General features: G+C 54.1%; 19 protein-coding genes. 17 read left to right on the top strand and 2 right to left on the bottom strand.

Translation table 11 applies throughout. The features are described from left to right. Nucleotides 1-182 precede the first annotated feature (182 nt). The 17 genes from IVG45_RS10960 to rfaD all read left to right on the top strand — a co-directional run bounded on the left by IVG45_RS10960 (nt 183) and on the right by rfaD (nt 17,372). Complete coding sequence (locus IVG45_RS10960) at nt 183-1,607, top strand: sigma-54 dependent transcriptional regulator (RefSeq protein WP_196437837.1); 1,425 nt, start codon at nt 183-185, stop codon at nt 1,605-1,607. A gap of 110 nt (nt 1,608-1,717) precedes the next feature. Next, on the top strand, nt 1,718-2,926 hold the full coding sequence (locus IVG45_RS10955) for a sensor histidine kinase (protein WP_196437836.1): 1,209 nt from the start codon (nt 1,718-1,720) through the stop codon (nt 2,924-2,926). After that, entirely contained in the window at nt 2,913-4,304 is a 1,392-nt protein-coding gene (locus IVG45_RS10950) for a sigma-54-dependent transcriptional regulator (protein ID WP_196437835.1), read from the top strand. Before IVG45_RS10955 ends, IVG45_RS10950 begins: the two co-directional genes overlap by 14 nt. Nucleotides 4,305-4,358: 54 nt before the next feature. Next, nucleotides 4,359-4,670 (top strand): flagellar hook-basal body complex protein FliE, encoded by a 312-nt coding sequence (fliE, locus tag IVG45_RS10945; protein ID WP_196437834.1) that lies wholly within the window; start codon nt 4,359-4,361, stop codon nt 4,668-4,670. Between the two features lie 19 nt (nt 4,671-4,689). Continuing rightward, nucleotides 4,690-6,429, top strand: coding sequence for a flagellar basal-body MS-ring/collar protein FliF (gene fliF / locus IVG45_RS10940; RefSeq protein ID WP_196437833.1), 1,740 nt, complete (start codon nt 4,690-4,692; stop codon nt 6,427-6,429). After that, entirely contained in the window at nt 6,422-7,432 is a 1,011-nt protein-coding gene (gene fliG / locus IVG45_RS10935; protein WP_196437832.1) for a flagellar motor switch protein FliG, read from the top strand. Before fliF ends, fliG begins: the two co-directional genes overlap by 8 nt. Then, nucleotides 7,419-8,147: a flagellar assembly protein FliH gene (locus IVG45_RS10930; protein ID WP_196437831.1), complete on the top strand. Its 729-nt coding sequence runs from the start codon at nt 7,419-7,421 to the stop codon at nt 8,145-8,147. Before fliG ends, IVG45_RS10930 begins: the two co-directional genes overlap by 14 nt. Further along, a complete protein-coding gene (gene fliI, locus IVG45_RS10925) occupies nt 8,144-9,490 on the top strand; it encodes a flagellar protein export ATPase FliI (protein WP_196437830.1) in 1,347 nt (448 codons plus the stop codon). Before IVG45_RS10930 ends, fliI begins: the two co-directional genes overlap by 4 nt. Next, the gene (gene fliJ, locus IVG45_RS10920) at nt 9,490-9,942 is read left to right on the top strand and encodes a flagellar export protein FliJ (RefSeq protein ID WP_196437829.1); all 453 of its coding nucleotides are present in this window, start codon (nt 9,490-9,492) and stop codon (nt 9,940-9,942) included. The genes fliI and fliJ overlap by 1 nt, the downstream gene beginning before the upstream one ends. Nucleotides 9,943-9,969: 27 nt before the next feature. Next, a complete protein-coding gene (locus IVG45_RS10915) occupies nt 9,970-11,328 on the top strand; it encodes a flagellar hook-length control protein FliK (protein ID WP_196437828.1) in 1,359 nt (452 codons plus the stop codon). 127 nt (nt 11,329-11,455) lie between these two features. Further along, a complete protein-coding gene (locus IVG45_RS10910) occupies nt 11,456-12,898 on the top strand; it encodes a glutamate--cysteine ligase (protein WP_330165392.1) in 1,443 nt (480 codons plus the stop codon). A gap of 217 nt (nt 12,899-13,115) precedes the next feature. Next, on the top strand, nt 13,116-14,144 hold the full coding sequence (locus IVG45_RS10905; RefSeq protein WP_196437827.1) for a M14 family metallopeptidase: 1,029 nt from the start codon (nt 13,116-13,118) through the stop codon (nt 14,142-14,144). Nucleotides 14,145-14,311: 167 nt separating this feature from the next. Beyond that, a complete protein-coding gene (gene rpsF, locus IVG45_RS10900; protein WP_196437826.1) occupies nt 14,312-14,740 on the top strand; it encodes a 30S ribosomal protein S6 in 429 nt (142 codons plus the stop codon). 25 nt (nt 14,741-14,765) lie between these two features. Beyond that, a complete protein-coding gene (gene rpsR / locus IVG45_RS10895) occupies nt 14,766-14,996 on the top strand; it encodes a 30S ribosomal protein S18 (RefSeq protein WP_013818223.1) in 231 nt (76 codons plus the stop codon). Between the two features lie 23 nt (nt 14,997-15,019). After that, entirely contained in the window at nt 15,020-15,931 is a 912-nt protein-coding gene (locus IVG45_RS10890) for a hypothetical protein (RefSeq protein ID WP_196437825.1), read from the top strand. A 46-nt stretch (nt 15,932-15,977) separates the two neighbouring features. Then, nucleotides 15,978-16,424 carry a 50S ribosomal protein L9 gene (rplI, locus tag IVG45_RS10885; RefSeq protein WP_196437824.1) on the top strand — a complete coding sequence of 149 codons (447 nt, stop codon included), beginning with the start codon at nt 15,978-15,980 and terminating at the stop codon, nt 16,422-16,424. A 6-nt stretch (nt 16,425-16,430) separates the two neighbouring features. After that, the gene (rfaD, locus tag IVG45_RS10880) at nt 16,431-17,372 is read left to right on the top strand and encodes an ADP-glyceromanno-heptose 6-epimerase (protein WP_196437823.1); all 942 of its coding nucleotides are present in this window, start codon (nt 16,431-16,433) and stop codon (nt 17,370-17,372) included. Nucleotides 17,373-17,522: 150 nt separating this feature from the next. Here rfaD and IVG45_RS10875 read toward each other — a convergent pair whose 3' ends face one another. Both IVG45_RS10875 and IVG45_RS10870 read right to left on the bottom strand, forming a co-directional pair. After that, on the bottom strand, nt 17,523-18,527 hold the full coding sequence (locus IVG45_RS10875; RefSeq protein ID WP_196437822.1) for an HD-GYP domain-containing protein: 1,005 nt from the start codon (nt 18,525-18,527) through the stop codon (nt 17,523-17,525). Further along, a complete protein-coding gene (locus IVG45_RS10870; RefSeq protein ID WP_196437821.1) occupies nt 18,524-21,994 on the bottom strand; it encodes a PAS domain S-box protein in 3,471 nt (1,156 codons plus the stop codon). Before IVG45_RS10870 ends, IVG45_RS10875 begins: the two co-directional genes overlap by 4 nt. Nucleotides 21,995-22,274 lie beyond the last annotated feature (280 nt).

Genomic DNA, 22,274 nt, shown 5'->3' with positions numbered 1-22,274 from the left:
TGTCAAGTCGTTAAGGCTTTATTAAGTTTGGCGTGGAGCCGAATTTTTCTGAAAACAACATGAGGTTTGTTATCCAATGAATTGAATTGGAGGCTGTTTTGACATTCGATGGATTCAATGCTTAACTTGAAAAGTTTCCAACCGCGTATCGCTCCGTACTGTCCTAATTAGAGATTACCCGCATGGTATTGCCAGACATTTTGTTAATTGACGACAATGTAATCAGAGTCCAGCAAGTCGAGACCGTCGTCGCATTTCTGGAATATGGGTTGTCCACGGTTGGTAGCAATGACTGTGAAGCGGCCTTGCAAGAACTGGATGCGGTGGACGTGGTGTTTGTCGGGGCGCCCGACGAGAAACAGGCGGCATTATTAAGAACCGTTACCGAAAGAACGGCCGATTTGCCCGTATTTCTGCTGGTGGAAAAAGATGCCCAGCCAGTTTCCAGCGCCATTCAGCAAATGGTCACCGGCGTGCTGGAATGGCCGACCGTCTATCCCGTGCTGACGGAATTGTTGAACAACTTGCCGCAACGGCGGGATGCGCGGAAAAAAAATCTGGCGCTCAAGGGCTTGGCCGGCCGCAGCAAGGCCATTGAAAAAACCCGTAGTTTGATCGATCAGGTAGCCAAGTCGGACGCGACCGTGTTGATACTGGGCGAATCCGGAACCGGTAAAGAGGTGGTGGCTCAAGCCTTGCATCGAGCCTCGATGCGTAAAGACAAACCCTTCGTGCCGGTCAATTGTGGCGCCATTCCCGGCGAATTATTGGAAAGCGAATTGTTCGGCCACGAAAAAGGCGCGTTTACCGGAGCCTTGACTTCCCGCCAGGGCCGTTTCGAGCTAGCCGAAGGCGGCACCCTGTTTCTGGACGAGATCGGCGATATGCCGATGCCGATGCAGGTCAAGCTGTTACGGGTGTTGCAAGAGCGCACCTTCGAGCGCGTGGGCAGCAATAAAACCATACAATGCGATGTGCGAATCATTGCCGCCACCCATAGGCATCTGGAACGGGAGATCGATGAAAAGCGTTTCCGGGAGGACTTATTTTACCGGTTGAATGTTTTTCCGATCGAAGTGCCGGCCCTGCGCGATAGGGCCGAGGATATACCTTATCTGGTCAATGATCTGGTCGGGCGGATGGAGGCGGCCAATCGGGGCTCAATCAGGTTGACGCGCAATGCGATTGCACTGCTGATGCAGCACAAATGGCCCGGTAATGTGCGAGAGCTTTCCAATTTGATTGAGCGCCTGGCGATTATCTTCCCGGGCGGCTTGGTCGATGCCGCGGACCTGCCGGAAAAATTTCAAGCCTATGAAGTACCGTCGGGTGTCAAATTGGATTGGGTGGAACTTGAAGCCCCGGTTAGCCAAGACATGCCACAGGAGCGCAGAGCGAGCGAAGAATCGGTACCGGTTCCGCGGGGCACGGCGATTCAATTACCCGAACAAGGGATAGATCTAAAGGAATATCTGACCGATTTGGAGAATGAACTGATTCGGCAGGCGTTGGAAGAGTGTAACGGGGTCGTGGCACATGCCGCTAAATTGCTAAATATGCGGCGCACCACGTTGGTGGAAAAATTACGCAAAACCGATGTGGCTTAATTGGCGCGTCAAAAATCCGTCTAATTCATCCTAAGTCTTTGTAAATAAGCTTATAAAATCCTGGCTTGAATGTTGCTTTTGACTAATTACAGTCAAAAGCCTGAATAGTCATGAATATAGCCTCTCAGCAACAGCAACAAAAAGCCGAACGTTTAACCGATGCCTTTCGGGTTTTCAATCAGCTTTCCGAAAACCTGGCGCTGTCCTATCAAGGTTTGCAGGAACAGGTTGCCAATCTCAATCGGCAGTTAGCGGCTGCTCGCGGCGAACGCCTAGCCACCTTGATCGAAAAAGAAACGCTCGCTAGCCGCTTGCAACAAATTCTGGCGGCATTGCCGGCGGCTGTCCTGGTTTTGAATGCTGAAGGGCGGATCATCGATTGCAATAACCGCGCGATCACTTTTTTGGGCGAGCCTCTATTGGGGCAGCCATGGCAAACCGTTGTGGAACGCAGCCTGTTGCCGGTTCCCGATTCGCCGCATGAGTGTCGGCTTCAAAATGGCCGCATAGTTAATATCAGCCTTAATCAGCTCGGCAACGATGCCGAACAGATAATTCTGTTATCGGATGTCAGCGAATTGCATGCCTTGCAGGATACTCTGGCGCAACAAAAGCATTTGTCGGCCATGGGTGAGATGGTCGCGGGTTTGGCGCATCAAATCAGAACGCCGTTGGCAACCGCTATTTTATATGCGTCGCAACTGACCCAGCCTAAGCTGCCGCAAGAAAAGCGCCAGCAGTTTGCGGAAAAAATATTGGAGCGGTTGCACTATCTGGAGCGTCAGGTCAATGACATGCTGATTTTTGCCAAACAAGGGCGCCTTGCCAAGCAAGGTTTTGCCTTGAGCCGGATGCTGGAGCGCATAGGGGAACGGATGGATGAATTTCCCGGCGTATTTTTACTGGATAACCAATTATCCGAAGCTAGGTTATTTGGAAATGAAGATGCCTTGGGCGGAGCCTTGTTGAATCTGCTGAATAACGCGGTCGAAGCCGGCGCCAACGTTATCAGTCTGATTGCGGCGCAAACTGGCCGGAATATCGAGATCAGGATCCGGGATAATGGATCGGGAATCGACAACGCGGGGCAGAAGTTGCTCTTCGAACCCTTTTATACCACGAAAACTCACGGTACCGGCTTGGGTTTGGCCGTGGTGGACAGCGTGGTTAAGGCTCATGGCGGATCGGTTAGCTGTCAGTCCGAATTGGAGCAAGGTAGCGTATTTACCGTGTCCCTGCCGCTGATTCAGCCCGAGTTGGGCTTGTCTTCGGCTGGTTTGGACCGTCAGTCAAGCGAGGTAGGCTATGAAGCAGTATGACGTGCTAATCGTCGAAGACGACGCCTCCTTGTGCGAAGCGCTGTGCGATACCCTGGAAATCGAAGGGTACCGGGTGATTTCGGCTAAAAACGGTATCGAGGCGCTTAGCCATTTGCATAAACATGCCGTGGGCTTGGTGGTCAGCGATGTGCAAATGCCGCTGATGGACGGCATCCAGTTGTTACAGAATTTACGGAAAAAATTCGAACAGTTGCCGGTGCTGTTGATGACGGCTTACGGCACGATTCCACGGGCGGTTGAAGCCATGCAAGCCGGCGCGGCCGATTATCTGATCAAACCGTTCGAAGCCAAAACCCTGGTCAACAAGGTTGCAAACCTGATCGTAATCGAGCCGCCGCCCGAGCCGGAACGGATAGTGACCGATGCGAATATGAAAAAGCTTTACGGTCTGGTGGACAAGGTCGCCAAAACCAGTGTCACGATGCTGCTCGAAGGCGAAAGCGGTACCGGCAAGGAAGTGCTGGCGCGTTATATTCACCGCAATTCCCATTATCACGCCGGCCCGTTCGAGGCCATTAATTGCGCGGCCATTCCGGAAAACATGCTGGAAGCCATGTTGTTTGGCTATGAAAAGGGAGCCTTTACCGGCGCCAGCCAATCCATGCCCGGCAAGTTCGAGCAAGCCCAAGGCGGTACTTTATTGCTGGATGAAATTTCTGAAATGGATTTGGGGCTGCAGGCCAAGTTGCTGCGGGTATTGCAGGAAAAAGAAGTGGAGCGGCTCGGCAGTCAGCGCAAAATTGCGTTGAACGTCAGAATTTTGGCGACCACTAACCGCAAATTAAAAGACTATATGCGGCAAGGTCGTTTTCGGGAAGATTTGTATTTCAGGTTGAATGTTTTTCCGATAAGGATTCCGCCCCTGCGCGAGCGTGTCGGCGATATTTTGCCGTTGGCGGGTGAATTACTGATGAAACACAGTCCCCATGCCAGGGGCGCTTTCCGTTTTGATCCGGTGGCGGCGGCCAAATTGCAGGCTTACCATTGGCCGGGCAATGTCAGGGAGTTGGAAAACGTGGTTCAGCGCGCATTGATTTTGCAAGGCGGCGGCTGTATCACGGCCGATGACTTGCTGTTCGAGGACGATGATATGGGTTCAATCAGCCATTGGCATCCTAGTCGGCAACCTATTGTCGTGCCGGCGGTGGCCAATGCCGCCGATCCTGTTGACGAATCGGCCGAGCTGCAAAGCCTGGGCGAGGGGGTACGCTCGGCCGAGGAAAAAATCATCCTACAAATCTTGAACGAGGCTCGCGGTAACCGCAAGGCTACCGCGGAAAAGCTGGGTATCAGTCCGCGTACCTTGCGCTATAAGATCGCCCGGATGAAAGAGGCCGGCGTCTCGGTGCCTTGTTAAAAATGGCTTGGAAAATGCTAGTTAATAGAAAATATCCTAGCAAGAGTCACAATTATGTCAGATATCAATGTCAATCAAGTGCTGGCCCAGATGCGGGCCATGTCTATCGATGCCGGTAGCAAGTCTGAAGTAAAAAACGATTCCGGCGATTTTTCCGCGATGCTGAAACAATCCATCGAAGCGGTCAATCAAGCGCAGAAGACATCCACTGAATTAGCCACGGCCTTTGAAACCGGCCGGTCGGATGTCAGCCTGGCCGAGGTGATGATTGCCTCGCAAAAAGCCAGTGTTTCCTTTCAAGCCATGGTACAGGTGCGAAATAAACTGGTGGATGCCTACAAGGATGTTATGAGTATGCCCATGTAGAGCGCTATACTTTTAAGCCATGAGCGAAGCCAACAATAATTTTCCCGTCGAAGCACAGCCGCAACAGTCTGGGTCGGGCGATAATCAACATCCGGTTTTCAAGAACCTGATGAAATTATCCGCTGCCCGCCAAATCGGCCTGATATTGGCCTTGGCTGTGAGTATTGCGATCGGACTGGCCGTGGTGCTGTGGGCGCAAGCTCCCAGCTATGACTTGCTGTTTTCCGGCATTGCCGAAAAGGATTCGGCGGAAATCATCGAAGCACTGGATAAGTTGGGGATGGAATATAAAGTCGAACCCAGCTCGGGTGCGATCATGGTGCCCGCAACCGACGTGCGTGAATTAAAGTTGAAACTGGCCGCGCAAGGGTTACCGCGCAGTACCAGCTTGGGCTATGAATTATTGGATAAGGATAACGGTTTCGGTTCCAGCAAAAACGTCGAAATGATGCGTTTCCAGCGGGCGCTGGAAGGCGAAATCGCCTTGACCATCCAAACCATCCAAAACGTCAAATCCGCCAGAGTGTTGCTGGCACTACCGGTGCAGTCGGTATTTGTGCGCGAACGCAAAAAGCCCAGCGCCTCGGTGGTGGTCGAGTTGTATCAAGGTCGCTCGCTGGAAAAAGAGCAAATTGAATCGATTATCCATTTGGTCGCTTCCAGCGTGCCGTTGATGGAAGCCAGTCAGGTGACCGTGGTCGATCAAAAAGGCCGGTTGCTGAATAGCAAGGGAACGTCGGAAGATATTTCCTTGACCTCCAAGCAATTTGAATACAAAACCAATATCGAGGAGCACCTGCGCGGACGCATCGAAAATATTCTGGCGCCGCTGGTCGGCAATGACGGCATGCGGGCGCAAATTTCGGCCGATGTCGATTTTACCGTCACCGAAAAAACCCAGGAGATGTTCAATCCGGACCTGCCGGCCTTGCGTAGCGAGCAAACCCAGGAAGACCTAAATTCTCAATCCAAGGTTCAGGGCGTGCCCGGTGCATTGTCCAATCAGCCGCCGCCCACCGGCGTGGCGCCGGAAGTGGCCAGTGGACAGGAAAAACAGGCAAATGCCGAATCCGGTTCCAGCAGCAAAAGCGCAACCCGTAACTACGAGCTGGACAAAACCATCACCCATACTCGATTGGCGGCCGGTGCGTTGCGTAGATTGTCGGTGGCGGTGGTGGTTGACGACAAACGCATCAATCTGGATGGCGCCCTAACTCAACAACCCTATTCGCAAGAGGATCTGAATCAGCTGCGCGACTTGGTTAAACAAGCCGTGGGCTACGATAGTAGCCGAGGCGACCAGGTTACCGTTACCAATGTCGCCTTCAAGGCACCCGAAATTCTGGAAGACGTGTCCGAGCCACTCTGGGAAAGGGCCTGGTTCCTGGATGTCATGAAATTGCTGGTGGCGGCGGCGGTGCTGTTGTTGATAATCTTCAAGGTATTACGGCCGGTATTTGCGACCTTGATTGGCAAGGATGAAAAAGAGGAGCAACTCAAGGCGCTGGAAGAAGCCAGGCAGGCCGCCGAAGCCATGGGCGGGGTGGTGCGTTTCGATGAAAACGGTAAACCGGTGGCGGTCAGGGTGGACGAGGAAACCGGCGAGGTTATGGGTATTTCCGCCGGCGCCGAGGATTTGTTGCTGCTGGAAGCGCCGCAAAGTTACGATAAACGGCTGGAATACGTGCAAAAACTGATAGACGAAGACCCTAAACTGGTCGCGCAAGTCATTAAAACTTGGTTGAAAGACGATGGCTGAAGAAAGTAAACATTTATCCCATTCCCAACGGGCGTCATTGCTGTTATTGGCGGTGGGTCAGGATAGAGCCGCGAGCGTGTTGAAGCACATGGGGCCCAAGGAAGTGCAACTGGTCGGATCGACCATGGCGCAACTTGGGCCAATTTCATCGTCGATGGTGGATGAAGTGTTGGAAGAGTTTATCATCGAGATCAAAAACGAAACCGGTCTGGGGCTGGATTCCGACGAGTATATCCGCAACATGCTGACCAATGCGCTGGGCGCGGACAAGGCCGGCAGCATCATCGACCGGATTCTGTTGGGCGCCAACAGCAAGGGTATCGATCAGTTGAAATGGATGGATACCCGGTCCATTGCCGATCTGATCCGGATCGAACATCCGCAAATCATTTCCATCATCCTGTCCTTGCTGGATCCGGACCAGGCCGCCGATGTATTGACGCTGTTGCCGCAAAACATGCGTTCGGACATTCTGATGCGGATTGCCACGCTGGAAGGTGTGCAGCCGGCCGCGTTGCGCGAGCTGGACGACATCATGGAAAAACAGCTTACCGGCAGCGATGGGGTCAAATCCTCGCAAATCGGAGGTATCGAAGCGGCGGCCAACATCCTCAACTTCATCGAGAGCGCGATCAGCGAACCGATGATGCAGGACGTCAACGAGAACAATTCGGATCTGGCGCAACGTATTCAAGACAAGATGTTTGTGTTCGCCGATCTGATCAATGTCGACGATCGCGGCATCCAGACATTGTTGCGAGAGGTGTCGACCGACCAGTTGCTGTTGGCGATGCGAGGAGTCGAGACGGGCTTGCGCGACAAAATCTTCGCCAATATGTCAAGACGTGCCGCCGAAATGTTGCGCGACGATCTGGAAGCGGCGCCGCCCGCGCGTCTCAGCGAAGTCGAAGCGGCGCAGAAGGATATTTTGGCGATTGCCAAACGGTTGTCCGATTCCGGTGAAATAGCGCTGGGCGGTGGCGGTGGCGATGAGTTCGTCTAAAGTTTCCAAGTTCTCTCAGGCCGAACTGGAGGCCTTGAATACCTGGACCGATCTGGAGAATTTCGGCGCGCCGCGTTCGGAAAATGTCGAAGTGGCTCAGGCGACGCAGGTGTTGACCGTCGAGCAAATCGAAGCCATGCAGAAACAGGCCTACGACGAAGCCTTTGAACTGGGCAGGCAACAGGGTTTCGAACAAGGCCATAAACAGGGATTTGAGCAAGGCGAGAAGCAGGGGCTGGAGGCCGGCACGAAAAAAGGCTACGCGGAAAGCCAGCATTTGTTGCAGAAACAGGTGTCGGAATTGAGCAGCTTGCTGGGTGCGCTGGCCGAACCCTTCAAGAGCCTGGATGACGAAGTCGAAAATGAACTGGTCAAATTGGTGATTGCGATTGCCAGCCAAATCATCCGCCGCGAAATAAAACTCGATCCCGGTCAAATCGTTGGCGTTATCCGCGAGGCGGTAAATGTATTGCCGCTCGCTTCGCAGCACATCACGTTAAGCCTACATCCCGAGGATGCGGAATTGGTGCGATCGGTTTTGAAACTGGATGAAAACCCGCCGCCGTGGAAATTGCAGGATAATCCCTTGGTTACCCGTGGCGGCTGTACCGTCGAAACCGAAATATCCACCGTCGACGCCTCGCTGGAAAAAAGGCTGGCTTCGGTGATTGCCACGGTGTTGGGTGGCGAGCGGCAACAGGACGCGGCACGATGATACCGTCGGTCAACCGGAGTGCTATTTGGCTGGATCGGCTGAAACCGTACCGGCAAAGACTGAAGGACGTGCCGGAACTGGTGGTCGAAGGCAAGTTGTCGCGCATGGTGGGTTTGACCCTGGAAGCGGAAGGCTGTCGGGCGGCAATCGGCTCCTTGTGTCAGGTCGTTACCAGTAGCGGTAAAAGCATAGGAGCCGAGGTGGTTGGTTTTTCCGGTGGGCGTTTGTTTCTGATGCCGACCGGCGACACCCACGGCCTGGATCCGGGTTGCCGAGTGATCCCAATGGGCAAAAACAGCTTGGCCAATGTAGGCTTTGGCTTGTTGGGCCGCGTGCTGGATGGCGCGGGTAATCCGCTGGATAATAAGGGGCCGTTGGAAACCGACGCCAAAGTCTCGCTGGCCGGCGTCACCATCAATCCTCTGTCGCGCAAACCGATCAGGGAAGCGCTGGATGTTGGTGTCAGAGCCATCAATGCCGTGCTCAGTGTCGGACGTGGCCAGCGGATGGGATTGTTCGCCGGCACCGGCGTCGGCAAAAGCGTACTGCTGGGCATGATGACTAAATTCACCAATGCCGACATCGTCGTGGTTGGTCTGATTGGCGAGCGGGGCCGGGAGGTCAATGAATTTGTATTGAAAATTTTGGGTGAAGAAGGCTTGAAACGGGCGGTAGTCGTGGCTTCGCCGGCCGACGATTCGCCCTTGATGCGAGTGCATGGTGCCTTGCGTGCCACCAGTATTGCCGAATATTTTCGTGACCAGGGCTTGGATGTGTTGTTGCTGATGGACTCCTTGACCCGTTATGCCCAGGCTTATCGGGAAATTGCCTTGGCCATCGACGAACCGCCGGCTACCAAGGGTTACCCGCCGTCGGTGTTCGCCAAACTGCCGCAACTGGTGGAACGGGCCGGTAACGGCGATGTTGAAGGCGGGTCGATCACCGCCTTTTATACCGTGTTGGCCGAGGGCGACGACACCAACGACCCGATCGCCGACGCGGCGCGCGGAGTGTTGGACGGGCATGTGGTGTTGTCCAGAAGTCTGGCCGAATCCGGCCATTATCCGGCCATCGATATCGAAGCCTCGATCAGCCGGGTGATGCCGGATATTGTCGACGAACAGCATTTGCAGATGGCGCGGGAGTTAAGGCGTTTGTATTCGACCTATCAACAAAACAAGGATTTGATCAGTGTTGGTGCCTATAGGTCCGGCTCCGATCCGCGTATCGATAAGGCTATCGCCAAAAATCCGGCCATATTGGAGTTTTTGCAGCAGAACATGGATGAGGCCGTCGATATGAGCCGTAGCCTTGAAGAATTGTCGCAATTGCTGGCAAGCTGATGAAACGATCGGAACGTTTGCAAACTATCGTCGATTTGCATGTCAGTCAGGAAAAAGAGGCGTTGCAAATTATGGGGCGTTGCCAGCAACAATTGCAGGAACAACAAACCCAGTTGGAACACTTGCAGACCTATCGGCATGAATACCAGGTCAAGCTAGCGGAGCGGCAGCAGATCGGCATGAACGTGAGTCAGTTGCTGGAATTTAGGGCCTTTGCCGACAAGCTGGATAAAGCCATCGAAGGTCAGCGGCAGGCCGTGATCCAGCATGAACGTGATTTTCAACGCGCCCGCGGCACCTGGGAAGAGCGTCACCAGCGGACCAAAAGTTTGGAAAAACTGAGCGAATTGGCGGTGGCCGAGGAACAAAAAGTAGAAAACAAGCGTGAGCAAAATGAACAAGATGCCAGGGCCGCCAGAACGGGTAGAAAAGATGGCATTAATAGTGCTTAAGTTAAGCAAAAGTGTGGGAGAAATGTCATGAATGTCCAAGGTGCGAATTTGTTGTCCTTATTGTCCGGATCGGAAAATCTGGGCAATCTTCAGCAGGGGGGCGTTAACGGCGATCAGGCCGGATTTACTTCGGCCCTGATGGAACAATTGGGCCTATTGCAAGGTAATCTGGCTAGCGGCGCCAACACCGGAGGTCCGGATTTGGCGGCGATTCAAAATTGGGCCGAAACGGCGGCCGGCGGCGATGCCAGACAGGGATTGCAAGATTTTGCCGCCTTGTTCGGTAAAGACTTGCCGGTCGGAAGCAAAATCAATCAGGACATCGATCTCGAAGACACTCTGCAGACCCTGGCTGATGTGTTGCAGCAATTGCAGCAATTGGAAGCCGATACGCAGGCCTTGCCGGCAGCGAGTGTCGGATTGGAAACCGACACTCAGCAGACGTCGCTGTCGGATGCCGAGCAAGCCGCCCTGGATCGGGCTGCGATGATGAATAGCGCCGTTCCGGTGCCGGTGAGCGTGCCGCAACCCGAGTTGGATGAATTGGCCGATCAGCTTGCCGATGATGCCGAATTATCAGGGATTTTGGCGGACGCCAAAAAACCGGCGCAGATCCTGAGCCAGGAAACTAGGTTAAAAAATAGTCCGGCCGATGCGAGTGCCGCGGAACCGGCTGATCCGGCTCTGGACTTTGATCGTAGCATCAGTGCAATGTTGGCTAGGGAAGGCGCGGAGGGCAAGTCGCAGTCGGATAAATCCAATCTGGATTTTAAGGGCGAAAATCCGCTGGGTCGGCAACTGGGTAGCCAGCTTGACAGTCAAGTCGACGGTGCGGAATTCAGTAAGACTTTACCCGGCGCGGCGGCCGATATTGCCAAATTAAATACCGCGGTGCGCGGGGAGTCGGCATCGGCTCAGCCCCAGATGGCCAAGTCTTTTGGCGATCCGGCTTGGAATAAGGAGTTGGGCGAAAAATTGATCTGGATGCATAAGCAATCGATACCATCGGTCGAATTGCGCTTGAATCCGGAGCATTTGGGTCCGGTCTTGATCAAGGTTGACGTCAGCCATGATCAGGCCAGTATCGCCTTCACCGCCCAGAATGTGGCGGTCAAGGAAGCCATTGAGGCCGCTATCCCCAAATTGCGGGAAATGTTGAATGGTCAACAGTTAAACCTGGCGGATGTCAATGTGTCGCAACAGCAGTCCGATCAACGCCAGCCCGCGCGCGAGTTCTTTCAAATGGCTAGCGAGCAGGGTCGTAATCGTAGCGCCGATGCCGATGGTCTTGGCAATGGTGCGGTCAACGAAGCCCAGGATATTGTCGATGAAATCGAAGCGGGTAGGGCGGTTGCCAGTAATGGTTTGTTGAGTCTTTTTGCCTGACGATGTAGGAAAGGCTTTAGCCGTGATTTAATCAGCCGAGGCTAAAGTTCCTCCCGCAGTATGTTTCAACGATTGACCTGTTGCCGCTAACGCACTTACTATCTGAAGCTTTCCGGTCGGATGGTGGATGGTTATCGACATGGGTCAGGAAATTCACGCCTCGGCGTACCAAGATGCCGACTTCCAGTATTTTTACCGACGCTTGGCCGCCGAAACCGAATTGCTCGGCCGTTTTATCCAAGACCGAATTTGTTCGGAGGCGCCGCCGGTCGCGGGATTCGAAATCGAAGCCTGGTTGCTGCATGACGATATGCGGCCCGCACCACTCAACGCCGACTTTTTGCGCTCCTTCAATCATCCAATGGCCGGGGCGGAGCTGGCCAAATTCAATGTCGAACTGAACACTCTGCCGGTGGCTATTACCGGTGGCGCCTTCCGGCTGTTGCATGACAATCTGGCCGATACCTGGCGGCAAGCCGATCGGCATGCCCGGCAAATGGATGTAAACCTGTTGATGATAGGCACCTTGCCGACCCTGCAACAGCGGGAGTTGAACCTGGCGAATATGTCCGACATGAATCGTTACCGGGCCTTGAATCGGCAGTTGTTGAAAGCCCGAGACAAGCCGATCCTGTTGGATATTTGCGGGCATGAGCATTTGAAAGTCCAACATCACGATGTGATGCTGGAGGCCGCCACCACTTCGTTTCAGCTGCATATCCAGTGCCCGTTGAGCGTGGCTCATCATGTGTATAACGCGGCCATCATTGCCTCGGCGCCGATGGTCGCGGTGTGCGCCAATGCACCGTATTTGTTCGGCAAGGACCTTTGGATGGAAACCCGTATCCCGATGTTCGAGCAGGCTATCGCCGCCGGCGGCTATCGCGGCGCGACGGAAGGGCCGTTGCATCGGGTCAGCTTCGGTTCGGATTTTGCGCGGGATTCGATATTGGAATGTTTTCAGGAAAACCTGCGGCATTTTCCGGTGTTGTTGCCGGAGACGTTTGATGACGAGGCGGAGCGTTTTTCCCATCTGCGCTTGCATAACGGCACCATCTGGCGCTGGAACCGGCCCTTGGTCGGTTTCGATGCCGACGGCACCCCGCATATACGCATCGAACATCGCACGCCGGCGGCCGGGCCGACCGTACTGGATATGATCGCCAATGCCGCTTTTTTTTACGGCCTGGTGAAAAATTTATCCGACCAACGCGCGGCGGGTCAGGCTGATTTGGGATTTTCCCAGGCCAAGGACAATTTTTATCAGGCCGCTCGCCATGGCTTGGATAGCCATGTGATCTGGTTCGGCGAGCGTAAACAGCGCTTGGCAACTCTGATTCAAAACGAACTGCTGTCCCGCGCCGAGCAGGGCTTACAGTCGCTGGGCATTGCCGCCTCCGACATTGATGATTATCTGGGCATCATTCGCCAACGCATCACCAACCAACAAACCGGCAGCCACTGGCAGCGGCGCTATATCAAGCAATGTCCGGGCGATTTTAGCGGTTTGACTCGGCTGTATTTACAGCGGCAGAGGCAGGGAGAGACGGTTGCGGGTTGGAGCCTGTAAGTGAAAATTGGGCTGCCTGTCCGATGGCGGGCACAAAAACGGCTTTTGCATAATATCGGTTATCATCTGGCTCGTAAGTCAGGTTAGATGATAATGACGCCTCGGCGTCCAAGCAGATCTTTAAGTTGGGCTCTCGCTGTCGTAACAACTCAGCCTAATTTTTTTCAGGCGTTAAAATATCGATAGAATGGAGGCAAGCCAATTTGCCTAATTAAACATGCAGCCGACTCTACCCGCTAACTGCGAACTAAAACAATTCGACCGCCTGCCCGACGGCCTGTTGGATGTTTCTGTCGAACAGCTGTACAGGCTGATTCCCGAACCTAGCTTGTTTCATTTGCCCGGCAAGCGCTCGGAAACGCTGTTCGTCTCGGTGCTGCTGCATGGCAATGAGCCTACCGGCTTTTTGGCATTGCAGGAATTATTACGGAAATATCGGGATCAAACCCTGCCGCGGGGATTGACGCTGTTCTTCGGTAATACTCAGGCCGCGCGCTTCAATCTACGGCGATTGGATCATCAACCGGATTTCAATCGTATTTGGCCCGGTACGAGGATTGAAGAAACGGCGGAAACCGCCTGGGCGCGGCGGATTTGCCGGGTGATGCGCCGGCGCGGGGTGTTTGCCAGTATCGATGTGCATAACAATACCGGCCTGAATCCGCATTACGCTTGCGTCAACAGACTGGATGAAACGTTTTTGCATTTAGGGGCGTTGTTTGGCCGCTTGCTGGTGTATTTTACTCATCCCAAGGGCGTGCAATCCGGTGCTTTTGCCGAATTTTGCCCGGCGGTGACTTTGGAATGCGGCCGGCCGGATCAGCCGCGGGGTGTCGAACACGCATTCCGGTTCATCGATAGTTGTCTGCATTTGCAGGAATTCCCGTTGCAGCCAGTCGCCAGGCAGGATGTGGATGTTTACCATACCGTGGCTCAGGTGACGGTCAACGAGCAAGCCAGTTTCAGTTTTAGCGATGACAGTGCCGATTTATTGTTGAGCCACGATTTGGAGAGGATGAATTTCACCGAGATTACGCCGGGCACCGTGCTGGGGGAGGTCAAGAGTGGGCAAATGCCGTTGATTGCCAGGGATAGCGACGGCAAGCCGATTACCGAACAATTTTTCCGGCTACAAGAGGGGCAATTACAGATTATCCGCTCGATCATGCCGTCGATGCTGACCCCGAATGAGCGAGTCATTCGGCAGGATTGTTTGTGTTATTTGATGGAGAGGCTGGCGATTTAAATGCGGCAATTGCGCTGAAGCCGGCTCGATGCCGTCGAACTTTGAAAAAATAGCTTTGCAAGAATCCTGCCGGATTTTATAATGGCCGGTTTTTGGGGTATTCCATCCCAAATCCTTGCTTCACCACCGCCATTGGTGGGAAGCTTTTTAAACCGTAAGGAGAAATCATGCGTCATTATGAAATCGTCTTCTTGGTACACCCTGATCAAAGTGCTCAGGTGCCTGCCATGATAGAACGTTATAAATCCACTATCGAGGATGCTTCCGGCAAGATTCACCGCCTGGAAGATTGGGGCCGCAGACACTTGGCGTACCCTATCAAAAAAATTCACAAGGCACATTATGTGTTGATGAACATCGAATGCGATCAAGCTACTCTTGAAGAATTGGAAGCGGGTTTTCGCTTCAACGACGCGATTTTGCGCAGCCAAACTCTGCTGCAAAAAGAAGCCGTTACCGCGCCTTCCGCGATTGCGACCAGCGGCAACGACGGCCAGAAATCCGGCGGCCGCGTGAAAGAAGAAGTCGAGGAAGAGCAGGAAGAGACAGAAGTAGAAGCTGTCGAAAGCCCCGCGGTTGAAGCTGATTCCGAATAATCCAAATTGAACCAAGAGTATTAACATGGCACGTAACAATATCAGACGTAAAAAAGGCTGCCGCTTCAGCGGTGAAGATGCAATCGTGATCGATTATAAAGATCTGGATTTGTTGAGCGAGTACATCACCGAAACCGGCAAAATCATTCCTAGCCGTATCACCGGTACCAGCGCGAAATATCAAAGACAGCTGACTTCGGCCATCAAGCAAGCGCGTTTTCTGGCGCTGCTGCCGTTCTGCGACGCGCACAAATAAACTAGGTTATCCGGAGAGCGGGCGTGCAATTTTTGGCGGCCTACATCATGAAGGGCAGATTGCAAGCCATGACGGTTGCGGCTGCCTTGGCGTTGCTGTCATTGGCGTTTCCTCCGGTCAGTATCGTAAGTTCGGCCTCGGTGGCTTTGATCACCTTGCGGCGGGGCGCTAAGGAAGGCTTGTATGTGCTGGTGTGCGCCTGCGTGGCGGCGGCGGTACTGAGCGTCTTCCTAAGTATCGGTTACCAGTTTGCCTTGCTGTACGGCTTGGTGCTGTGGACGCCGGTCTGGTTGATCTCGATTGTTTTACGCGAAGGCAGGCAATTGGGCGTGGCGATCGAGATTGCCGTGCTGTTGGGTGTCGTGGCCGTATTGGGGTTCTATCTGTATCAGCCGCAGCCCGCGCAAGTTTGGGCGGGCGTGTTGACGGTGATGATGCAGCCGATGCTGCAAGGCAGCACCGAGGTGCCTGTCGAACAAATCAAGCAATCGGCGCAAGCTTTTGCCCATTTCATGACCGGTGCGATTGCGGCCGGCAGTGTTTACGGCTTGTTGTTCGGCTTGTTTCTGGCGCGATGGTGGCAGGCGGCTTTGTATAACCCGGGCGGTTTTAGAATCGAGTTCCTGGCGTTGAAAGGTCACGCCAAACTGGCGATGGCTACCATCGTGTTGGTTGCGGTGGCGGCTTTATCCTCCGGTGCGTTGGCCGAAGTCAGCTGGAACATGACGCTGGTGCTGTTCGTGCTGTATACCTTTATCGGTACGGCCGCGCTGCATGCCTGCTTCGCGGCGATGAAGGGCAGCCGTTTCATGGTGCCGTTTCTGTATCTCACCTTGGTGATGATACCGCATGTGATGGTGATCGTGGCCTTGTGTGGCTTGACCGATAACTGGTTGAACTTACGAAAAAAAATTTCAAATCAAACGGCTGAATAATCCCAGCCATCATTCGACAATAAGTCGATTAACGAGGTAGGTAGAGATGGAAGTTATTCTTCTTGAAAAAATAGCAAACCTGGGTAATCTGGGCGACAAAGTCACCATAAAATCAGGTTACGGCAGAAACTTTTTGATTCCAACTGGCAAGGCTGCGATGGCAACCCCCGCCAAAATCAAGGAATTCGAAGAGCGTCGCGCCGAGTTGGAAAAACATGCGGCTGAAAAATTGGCGGCTGCTACCGCGCGTGGCGAGGCGTTGAGCAAACTGAACGTCAGCATCGCGCACAAAACCGGCGACGAAGGCCGTCTGTTCGGTTCGGTCGGTACTCAAAACATTGCCGAAGCGATCAGCGCCGCCGGTGTTAAAGTTGAAAAGCATGAAGTCCGTTTGCCTAACGGCGTGATTCGCCAAATCGGTGAATACGACATCGCGATCAACCTGCACACCGATGTAGTTGTAACCTTGCCGATCAAAATCGTTTCCGAGTAAACCGGCATGATCATCGTAACCGGCGGTGCCGGCTTTATCGGCAGTAATCTGGTGTTGGGCCTGAATGCCCGAGGTTACGATGATATTTTGGTGGTCGATCATTTGACCAATGGAGTCAAATTCAAAAATCTAGTCGATTGCCGGATAGCGGACTACATGGACAGAAGCGCCTTTCTGGAACGTTTACAGCAAGGTGCTTTTTCCGCCGAATCCGTGGATGCGATTTTTCACCAAGGCGCCTGCTCAAGTACCACCGAGTGGGACGGCCGCTACATGATGGACAACAATTATGAGTACAGCAAAACGCTGTTTCATTATTGTCAAAGCCATAAAATTCCGTTCATTTATGCCTCCAGCGCCGCGACTTACGGTGCCGATCCGACTTTTAAGGAAGAATTGGCTTACGAAGGTCCGCTGAATGTCTACGGCTATTCCAAATTTCAGTTCGACCAATATTTGCGCCGACAAACCAAGCTGACCGCGCAAGTGGTGGGGCTGCGTTATTTCAATGTCTACGGCCCGCGCGAAGCTCATAAGGGCAGCATGGCCAGCGTTGCCTTTCATTTGAACAACCAAATCAAACAGTCCGACCAATTAAAATTGTTCGAAGGCTGTGACGGCTACGGTAACGGCGAGCAACGCCGCGATTTTATCTATGTCGGCGATGTGGTCGACGTCAATCTGTGGTTTCTGGATAACCCTCAAGTTTCCGGTATCTACAATTGCGGCACCGGCCGCAGCCAGACCTTCAACGATGTTGCCAACGCGGTGATCCGTTATCACCGGCGCGGCCATATCCAGTACATCCCGTTCCCGGAACATCTGAAAGGTTGTTATCAAAGCTTCACCGAGGCTAATCTGGACAAACTCCGAGCCGCCGGTTGCGAGCATCCGTTCAAAACCGTCGAGCAGGGCGTGCAGCACTATATGGAGTGGTTGAACCGATAGGTTTTCCGGGCCGGTGCCGCTTTAGCGCTAACGATTTCGTCAAAATAAGTTCCCATTTCGAATGTCCTGGGCGATTTAAATCGCCCCTTTGAATTCAGGGAAATTATTCCCAACCAATTTTTCAACCCTGTTCGACCGGCATCGTCCATTTTAACTGGGCAGGTTGTAATCTTGTTCCCGAAACAGTTTTAGGCAGGCATCGACCACGGCCGGGTCGTACAACACTCCGCGTTGAGCGCTAATCTCGGCTAGCGCCGCCTCGATGCCCAGTCCGGCGCGGTAGGGACGATGCGATACCATGGCCTCCACTACGTCGGCGACCGCCACGATCTTGGCTTCAAGTAAAATTTCCGCGTCTTTCAGGCCATTTGGATAACCCTCACCGTTTAGCCGTTCATGGTGTTGCAACACGATTTGGGCAATCGGCCAAGGAAAATGGATGGGATTGAGGATGTCGTAACCGGTTTCGGGGTGCCACTTAATCAGGCTGAACTCCAGTTCATCCAGCCGGCCCGGCTTGCTGAGTATTTCGGCGGGAACTCGAATATTGCCGATATCATGCACTACGCTGGCTAGTTTCAGCCCCTCGATCTGATCCGGGGGCAATTGTAATTCCCTGGCGATCGCGGTGGCGAGGTGGGCCACTCGGCGTTGATGCCCGGCCGTATAGGGGTCGCGTACTTCGATGGTGGCGCCGATGGCCGTAACGAAATCCAGCAGATTTTTTCTGAGCTCGCGGGTTCGCTCCTCTACCATCTCCTCCAGATGATTGCGCAATCGGTCTACTTCCAGATGAGTACGCACCCTGGCCAGCAACTCTTCGCGTTTGAATGGTTTGGTGACGAAGTCCACTGCGCCCAGTTCGAAGCCTTGTACCTTGTCGTCCGTGTCCGAAATGGCGCTGACGAAGATGATAGGTACATTCCGGGTTTTGGGGTGAGCCTTGAGCCGGCGGCAGACTTCAAAGCCATCCAGCTCGGGCATGCAAATATCCAACAGCATCAATTCCGGCGGATTAAGGGTGGCGGAATGCAAGGCCAGCTCTCCGTTAAGAGCGGCGCGCACCTCATAGCCTTCCTCGTTCAGGATGTCCGTCAATAATTTGAGGGAAGCCGGAGTATCGTCCACGGCCAGGATATTGCCTTTGTTGGTCATAGGGTTTTTGTCAGTTCTCGTAGAGCGGTTAGGATGGCGGGGTAGTCGAAGTTATCGGCGAGGCGGGTCAGAGTCTTCTGTAATATAGGATCATACGATGCTATCTGTTGCATCGCCAGCGCGATGCGATGGATTTCCAGGCTTTCCAGCGCACTCGCCAGCTCGGCGCGCAATCTCTCGGGCAGCACGGATAACATCTCCGGCGTCAATATCGTGGCCGGCAATTCCGGTTTAGGAACTGGCGCGTAAAGATAGCTTACACCCAACTGCTCCGCCAAGCATTGGTAGATTTCATGGGAACGGTAGGGTTTGCGCACGAAGTCGTCCATGCCGGCATCGATTATTTCGGCGCGCTGCTCGAGAAAGACCGAGGCCGTCACCGCGACAATTTTTACCGCCTTGCCGTCCGGCAATGCACGTATGCGCCGTGTAGCTTCCAATCCGTCCATCACCGGCATGCGGTGGTCCATCCAGATCAGATGCGGATGCCAGCTTTGGAACAGCCGAACGCCTTCCTCGCCGTTCTCAGCCAGCTTGGCTTGAAAACCGACGGATTCCATCAAGCGGGTTAGCAGTAGCTGGTTGTCGCGCTGATCCTCGACGATCAAGATCCGGTATGCGGGCTGTCCGGGCGCCAAGCTTAGCACCTCGCCTTTTTCTTGTGGTGTCGGTTCGGCAATGTCGGATTCCATAACCTCGTTCAGGGGCAAATCGACTCTAAATAGCGAGCCCTTGCCCAGCGTGCTTTGCAGGCTGATGTTTCCCCCCATCAGATGTACGAATTGGTGGGTGATGCTCAGTCCCAGCCCCGTGCCCTTGTTATCTCCTTGTTCGCCCAGTTGCACGAAGGGTTCGAAAATGCGTTGTTGATTTTCCGGGCTGATGCCAGGGCCGGAGTCCTCGACCTCGATCAGCAGATGAGAGATGGCATTTTGTTTGGTACCCAACCGCAAGGTAACCCCACCTTGAAGGGTGAATTTAACCGCGTTGCCGACCAGATTGATCAACACCTGGCGTAGGCGAGCCTCGTCTCCGGCGATATAACGTGGAAACCGCGAATCTTGGTCTATCAGCAGTTGCAAGCCCTTTTCCTGCGCGCGGATCCGCATCATATCGGTAATATCCCGGACCATGCCGCCCAAGTCGAACGGCGCGTTTTCCAGTTGCACCCGTCCGGCCTCGATCTTGCTCATTTCCAAGACGTCGTTGATCAGGGTCAGCAGGTGTTCGCCGCTACGATTGATGATGTCGAGACTTTGCCTCGGCTTCTCCGGCAACTGCGGATCCTTGCGCAGCATGTTGGAAAAACCCAGAATAGCGTTCAGCGGTGTACGCAGTTCATGGCTCATGTTGGCCAGAAACACACTCTTGGCCTGGTTCGCGGCTTCCGCTGCATTGCGGGCCAATACCAGATCGGCGGTACGTTGTTGTACCTGTTCCTCGAGATGATCCTTGTACCGCCTTAGTTCTTCTTCCGAGTGCTGGCGCTCGGTTATGTCGTTGAACATCACCACCGCCCCGGTGGGTTTACCCGCCGTCAAAATCGGCGTGCTGACGAATTCCACCGGAAAGCCGCCGTCATTCTTCCGCCAGTAAAGGTCGCTGCCGCGATAAACCACGCCTTGCTGGTAGGCTGCCTGTACCGGACAATCCTCCGGCGGGTAAGTCCCGCCATCCGCCTTGTGGTGATGAAACATGGCATGGCTGGGCCGACCGATCAGCTCATCGGCGCTGAAACCCAGCAATTGCAAGGCGGCGGGATTGACGAAGGTGCATCGGCCCTCGATATCCAATCCGTAAATGCCTTCCCCGGCGGAATCCAGGATTAGCCGGTGTTGCTGGCTTAGTTCCGCCAATTCCAGCTCCGCCTTATAACGATCGGTGATGTCGTGCACCGTGCCGGTGGAGCGCACCGGCGTGCCGGTTTCGTCATAATAAGTCTCGCATTTTTCGTTGACGTATTTCACCCGTCCGTCCGTCATCAACAGGCGATGCACGATTTCAAACGGTATTTTGTTCTCGACCGATTCGGTATAGGCCTTGACTACCCTATCCTTATCGTCGGGATGTATCCTGTCCAGGAAGGCCTCATAGGAGTCGGCGGATTGTTCCGGGGCGATTTCGAAAATGCGGTATAGCTCGTCCGACCAAGCCAGCTGGTTATGCTCCCGGTCAAGCTCCCAATTGCCCAGATGGGCAATGCGCTGGGCTTCGGCCAGGCCATGCTCGCTGTGTCTGAGTTGCGCCTCGGCCAGTTTGTGCTCGGTGATGTCCCGCGCGATGGTGGAAATCCCGGTGATGTTTCCCGTGGCATCCTTGATTGGCGATAGGGTCAGCGCGACATGGATCAGCGAGCCGTCCTTACGGATTCTCTCGGACTCATGATTGACGACGGTCTCGCCTTGTCGGATTTTTCGTAAAAGTTGGTGAATCTCGGTATGGCGCGAGGCTGGCGCCAGCACCGTAATAGACTTGCCGATGATTTCGTCGGCCGCATACTCGTAAATTCTCTCGGCACTTTTGTTCCAGTGGGTGATGATGCCGTCCGGGGTTTTGCCGATGATCGCATCGTTTGAAAATTCCACAATAGCCGCCAATTGGGTGCGTATTGCTTCCGCCTGTTTGCGTTCGGCGCGGGTGCGCAGCACACTGACGCCCAATGCCAAATCGTCGGCCAGTTCTTCCAGTAGCCGTATTTCGGCCGGCGTGAAGGCATGGGCTAATGTGGAATAGATGGTGATTACGCCAAAGATATTGGCGTTTTCATCTTTCAGGGCCAGCGCGATGCTGGATCGGTAGCCGCGTCGCTGGGCATTTTCGCGCCAGGGGGCCGCCTTGGGGTCGCTGGTGAAATCCTGGATGCAGGCGGTTTTCCCGCTACGGGCGACGGTGCCGGTAGGGCCGCGTCCGCGTTCGCTGTCGGCCCAGGTAATGTTGACGGTAGCCAGATAGCCTTGTTCGACTCCGCCCCAGGCGACGGGACGAACGGTTTTGTCCGGGTCGTGTTCGACATAGCCTACCCAGGCCATCCGATAGCCGGCCTCGTCGCAAATGATGCGGCAGATGCCGTTTAACAAAGCTTGCTCATCCTTGGCCCGCATCAAAATCTGGTGGCAATTGCCGATCGCGAGTAGTTCGCGATTTAGCCGGCCTAGCGATTCTTCGCTTTGTCTACGTTCATGGAACAGCGGTGCTATCCGCGAGATACCGATGGCCATTGCGACCGACAGGGCAAGGCCGATGGCTTCATTGCTCGGATCCGGCGGAAAAGAGGTATCGCCTGTCATTAGGCGGTAGAGCGGCATCAGGCGGCGCAAGGTCATCAACACCAGCGCGGCGGCGATCAGGCTCCAGGCCGTGCGTCTGCCGGTAATGCCGATCAAGCGGATTGCCATCACGGCGGCTGTAAACTGGACCATCACCGACAGCGCCATGATAAAGACAACCGGAAAGTTCGAGCTCGTCATGTTAATCAGTCCTGTTCATCGAAATAGCCCGGAAGATGACATCGTCTGCTCGAAGGCAATGCCGGCTCGTCGAGCGGAGCCGAAGCGTGGGTTGCCTCGGGGCTGCCTGCTCCGTGGCGATTCCAGCCGCGGTAAGGCGTTGAAACGAATTGTAGCCCGAAATGAAAAGTAACCTAATGGTTTTGGAGGTCGAAACCACGCGTGTCGTCATCCAGGCTTGCCGTTCCATCGGCCCGAGCTTATGCTTGTTAGCGTCATCATAATAAGCCAAGGAGCGCAA

It is taken from the genome of Methylomonas sp. LL1 (genome assembly GCF_015711015.1).
GTDB lineage: Bacteria > Pseudomonadota > Gammaproteobacteria > Methylococcales > Methylomonadaceae > Methylomonas.
Note: the sequence above shows the minus strand (reverse complement) of the source record. Positions and strands in the feature narration are given on the sequence as shown.

Excerpts from the sequence above, each read along its gene's own strand:
- fliE (WP_196437834.1), top strand. The coding sequence starts at position 4,359 with ATGTCAGATATCAATGTCAATCAAGTGCTGGCCCAGATGCGGGCCATG.
- IVG45_RS10905 (WP_196437827.1), top strand. The coding sequence starts at position 13,116 with ATGCAGCCGACTCTACCCGCTAACTGCGAACTAAAACAATTCGACCGC.
- IVG45_RS10910 (WP_330165392.1), top strand. The coding sequence starts at position 11,456 with ATGGTTATCGACATGGGTCAGGAAATTCACGCCTCGGCGTACCAAGAT.
- fliF (WP_196437833.1), top strand. The coding sequence starts at position 4,690 with ATGAGCGAAGCCAACAATAATTTTCCCGTCGAAGCACAGCCGCAACAG.
- IVG45_RS10955 (WP_196437836.1), top strand. The coding sequence starts at position 1,718 with ATGAATATAGCCTCTCAGCAACAGCAACAAAAAGCCGAACGTTTAACC.
- IVG45_RS10870 (WP_196437821.1), bottom strand. The coding sequence starts at position 21,994 with ATGACGAGCTCGAACTTTCCGGTTGTCTTTATCATGGCGCTGTCGGTG.
- IVG45_RS10875 (WP_196437822.1), bottom strand. The coding sequence starts at position 18,527 with ATGACCAACAAAGGCAATATCCTGGCCGTGGACGATACTCCGGCTTCC.
- rplI (WP_196437824.1), top strand. The coding sequence starts at position 15,978 with ATGGAAGTTATTCTTCTTGAAAAAATAGCAAACCTGGGTAATCTGGGC.
- rpsR (WP_013818223.1), top strand. The coding sequence starts at position 14,766 with ATGGCACGTAACAATATCAGACGTAAAAAAGGCTGCCGCTTCAGCGGT.
- IVG45_RS10930 (WP_196437831.1), top strand. The coding sequence starts at position 7,419 with ATGAGTTCGTCTAAAGTTTCCAAGTTCTCTCAGGCCGAACTGGAGGCC.
- IVG45_RS10950 (WP_196437835.1), top strand. The coding sequence starts at position 2,913 with ATGAAGCAGTATGACGTGCTAATCGTCGAAGACGACGCCTCCTTGTGC.
- fliG (WP_196437832.1), top strand. The coding sequence starts at position 6,422 with ATGGCTGAAGAAAGTAAACATTTATCCCATTCCCAACGGGCGTCATTG.
- rpsF (WP_196437826.1), top strand. The coding sequence starts at position 14,312 with ATGCGTCATTATGAAATCGTCTTCTTGGTACACCCTGATCAAAGTGCT.
- rfaD (WP_196437823.1), top strand. The coding sequence starts at position 16,431 with ATGATCATCGTAACCGGCGGTGCCGGCTTTATCGGCAGTAATCTGGTG.
- IVG45_RS10915 (WP_196437828.1), top strand. The coding sequence starts at position 9,970 with ATGAATGTCCAAGGTGCGAATTTGTTGTCCTTATTGTCCGGATCGGAA.
- fliI (WP_196437830.1), top strand. The coding sequence starts at position 8,144 with ATGATACCGTCGGTCAACCGGAGTGCTATTTGGCTGGATCGGCTGAAA.
- IVG45_RS10960 (WP_196437837.1), top strand. The coding sequence starts at position 183 with ATGGTATTGCCAGACATTTTGTTAATTGACGACAATGTAATCAGAGTC.
- fliJ (WP_196437829.1), top strand. The coding sequence starts at position 9,490 with ATGAAACGATCGGAACGTTTGCAAACTATCGTCGATTTGCATGTCAGT.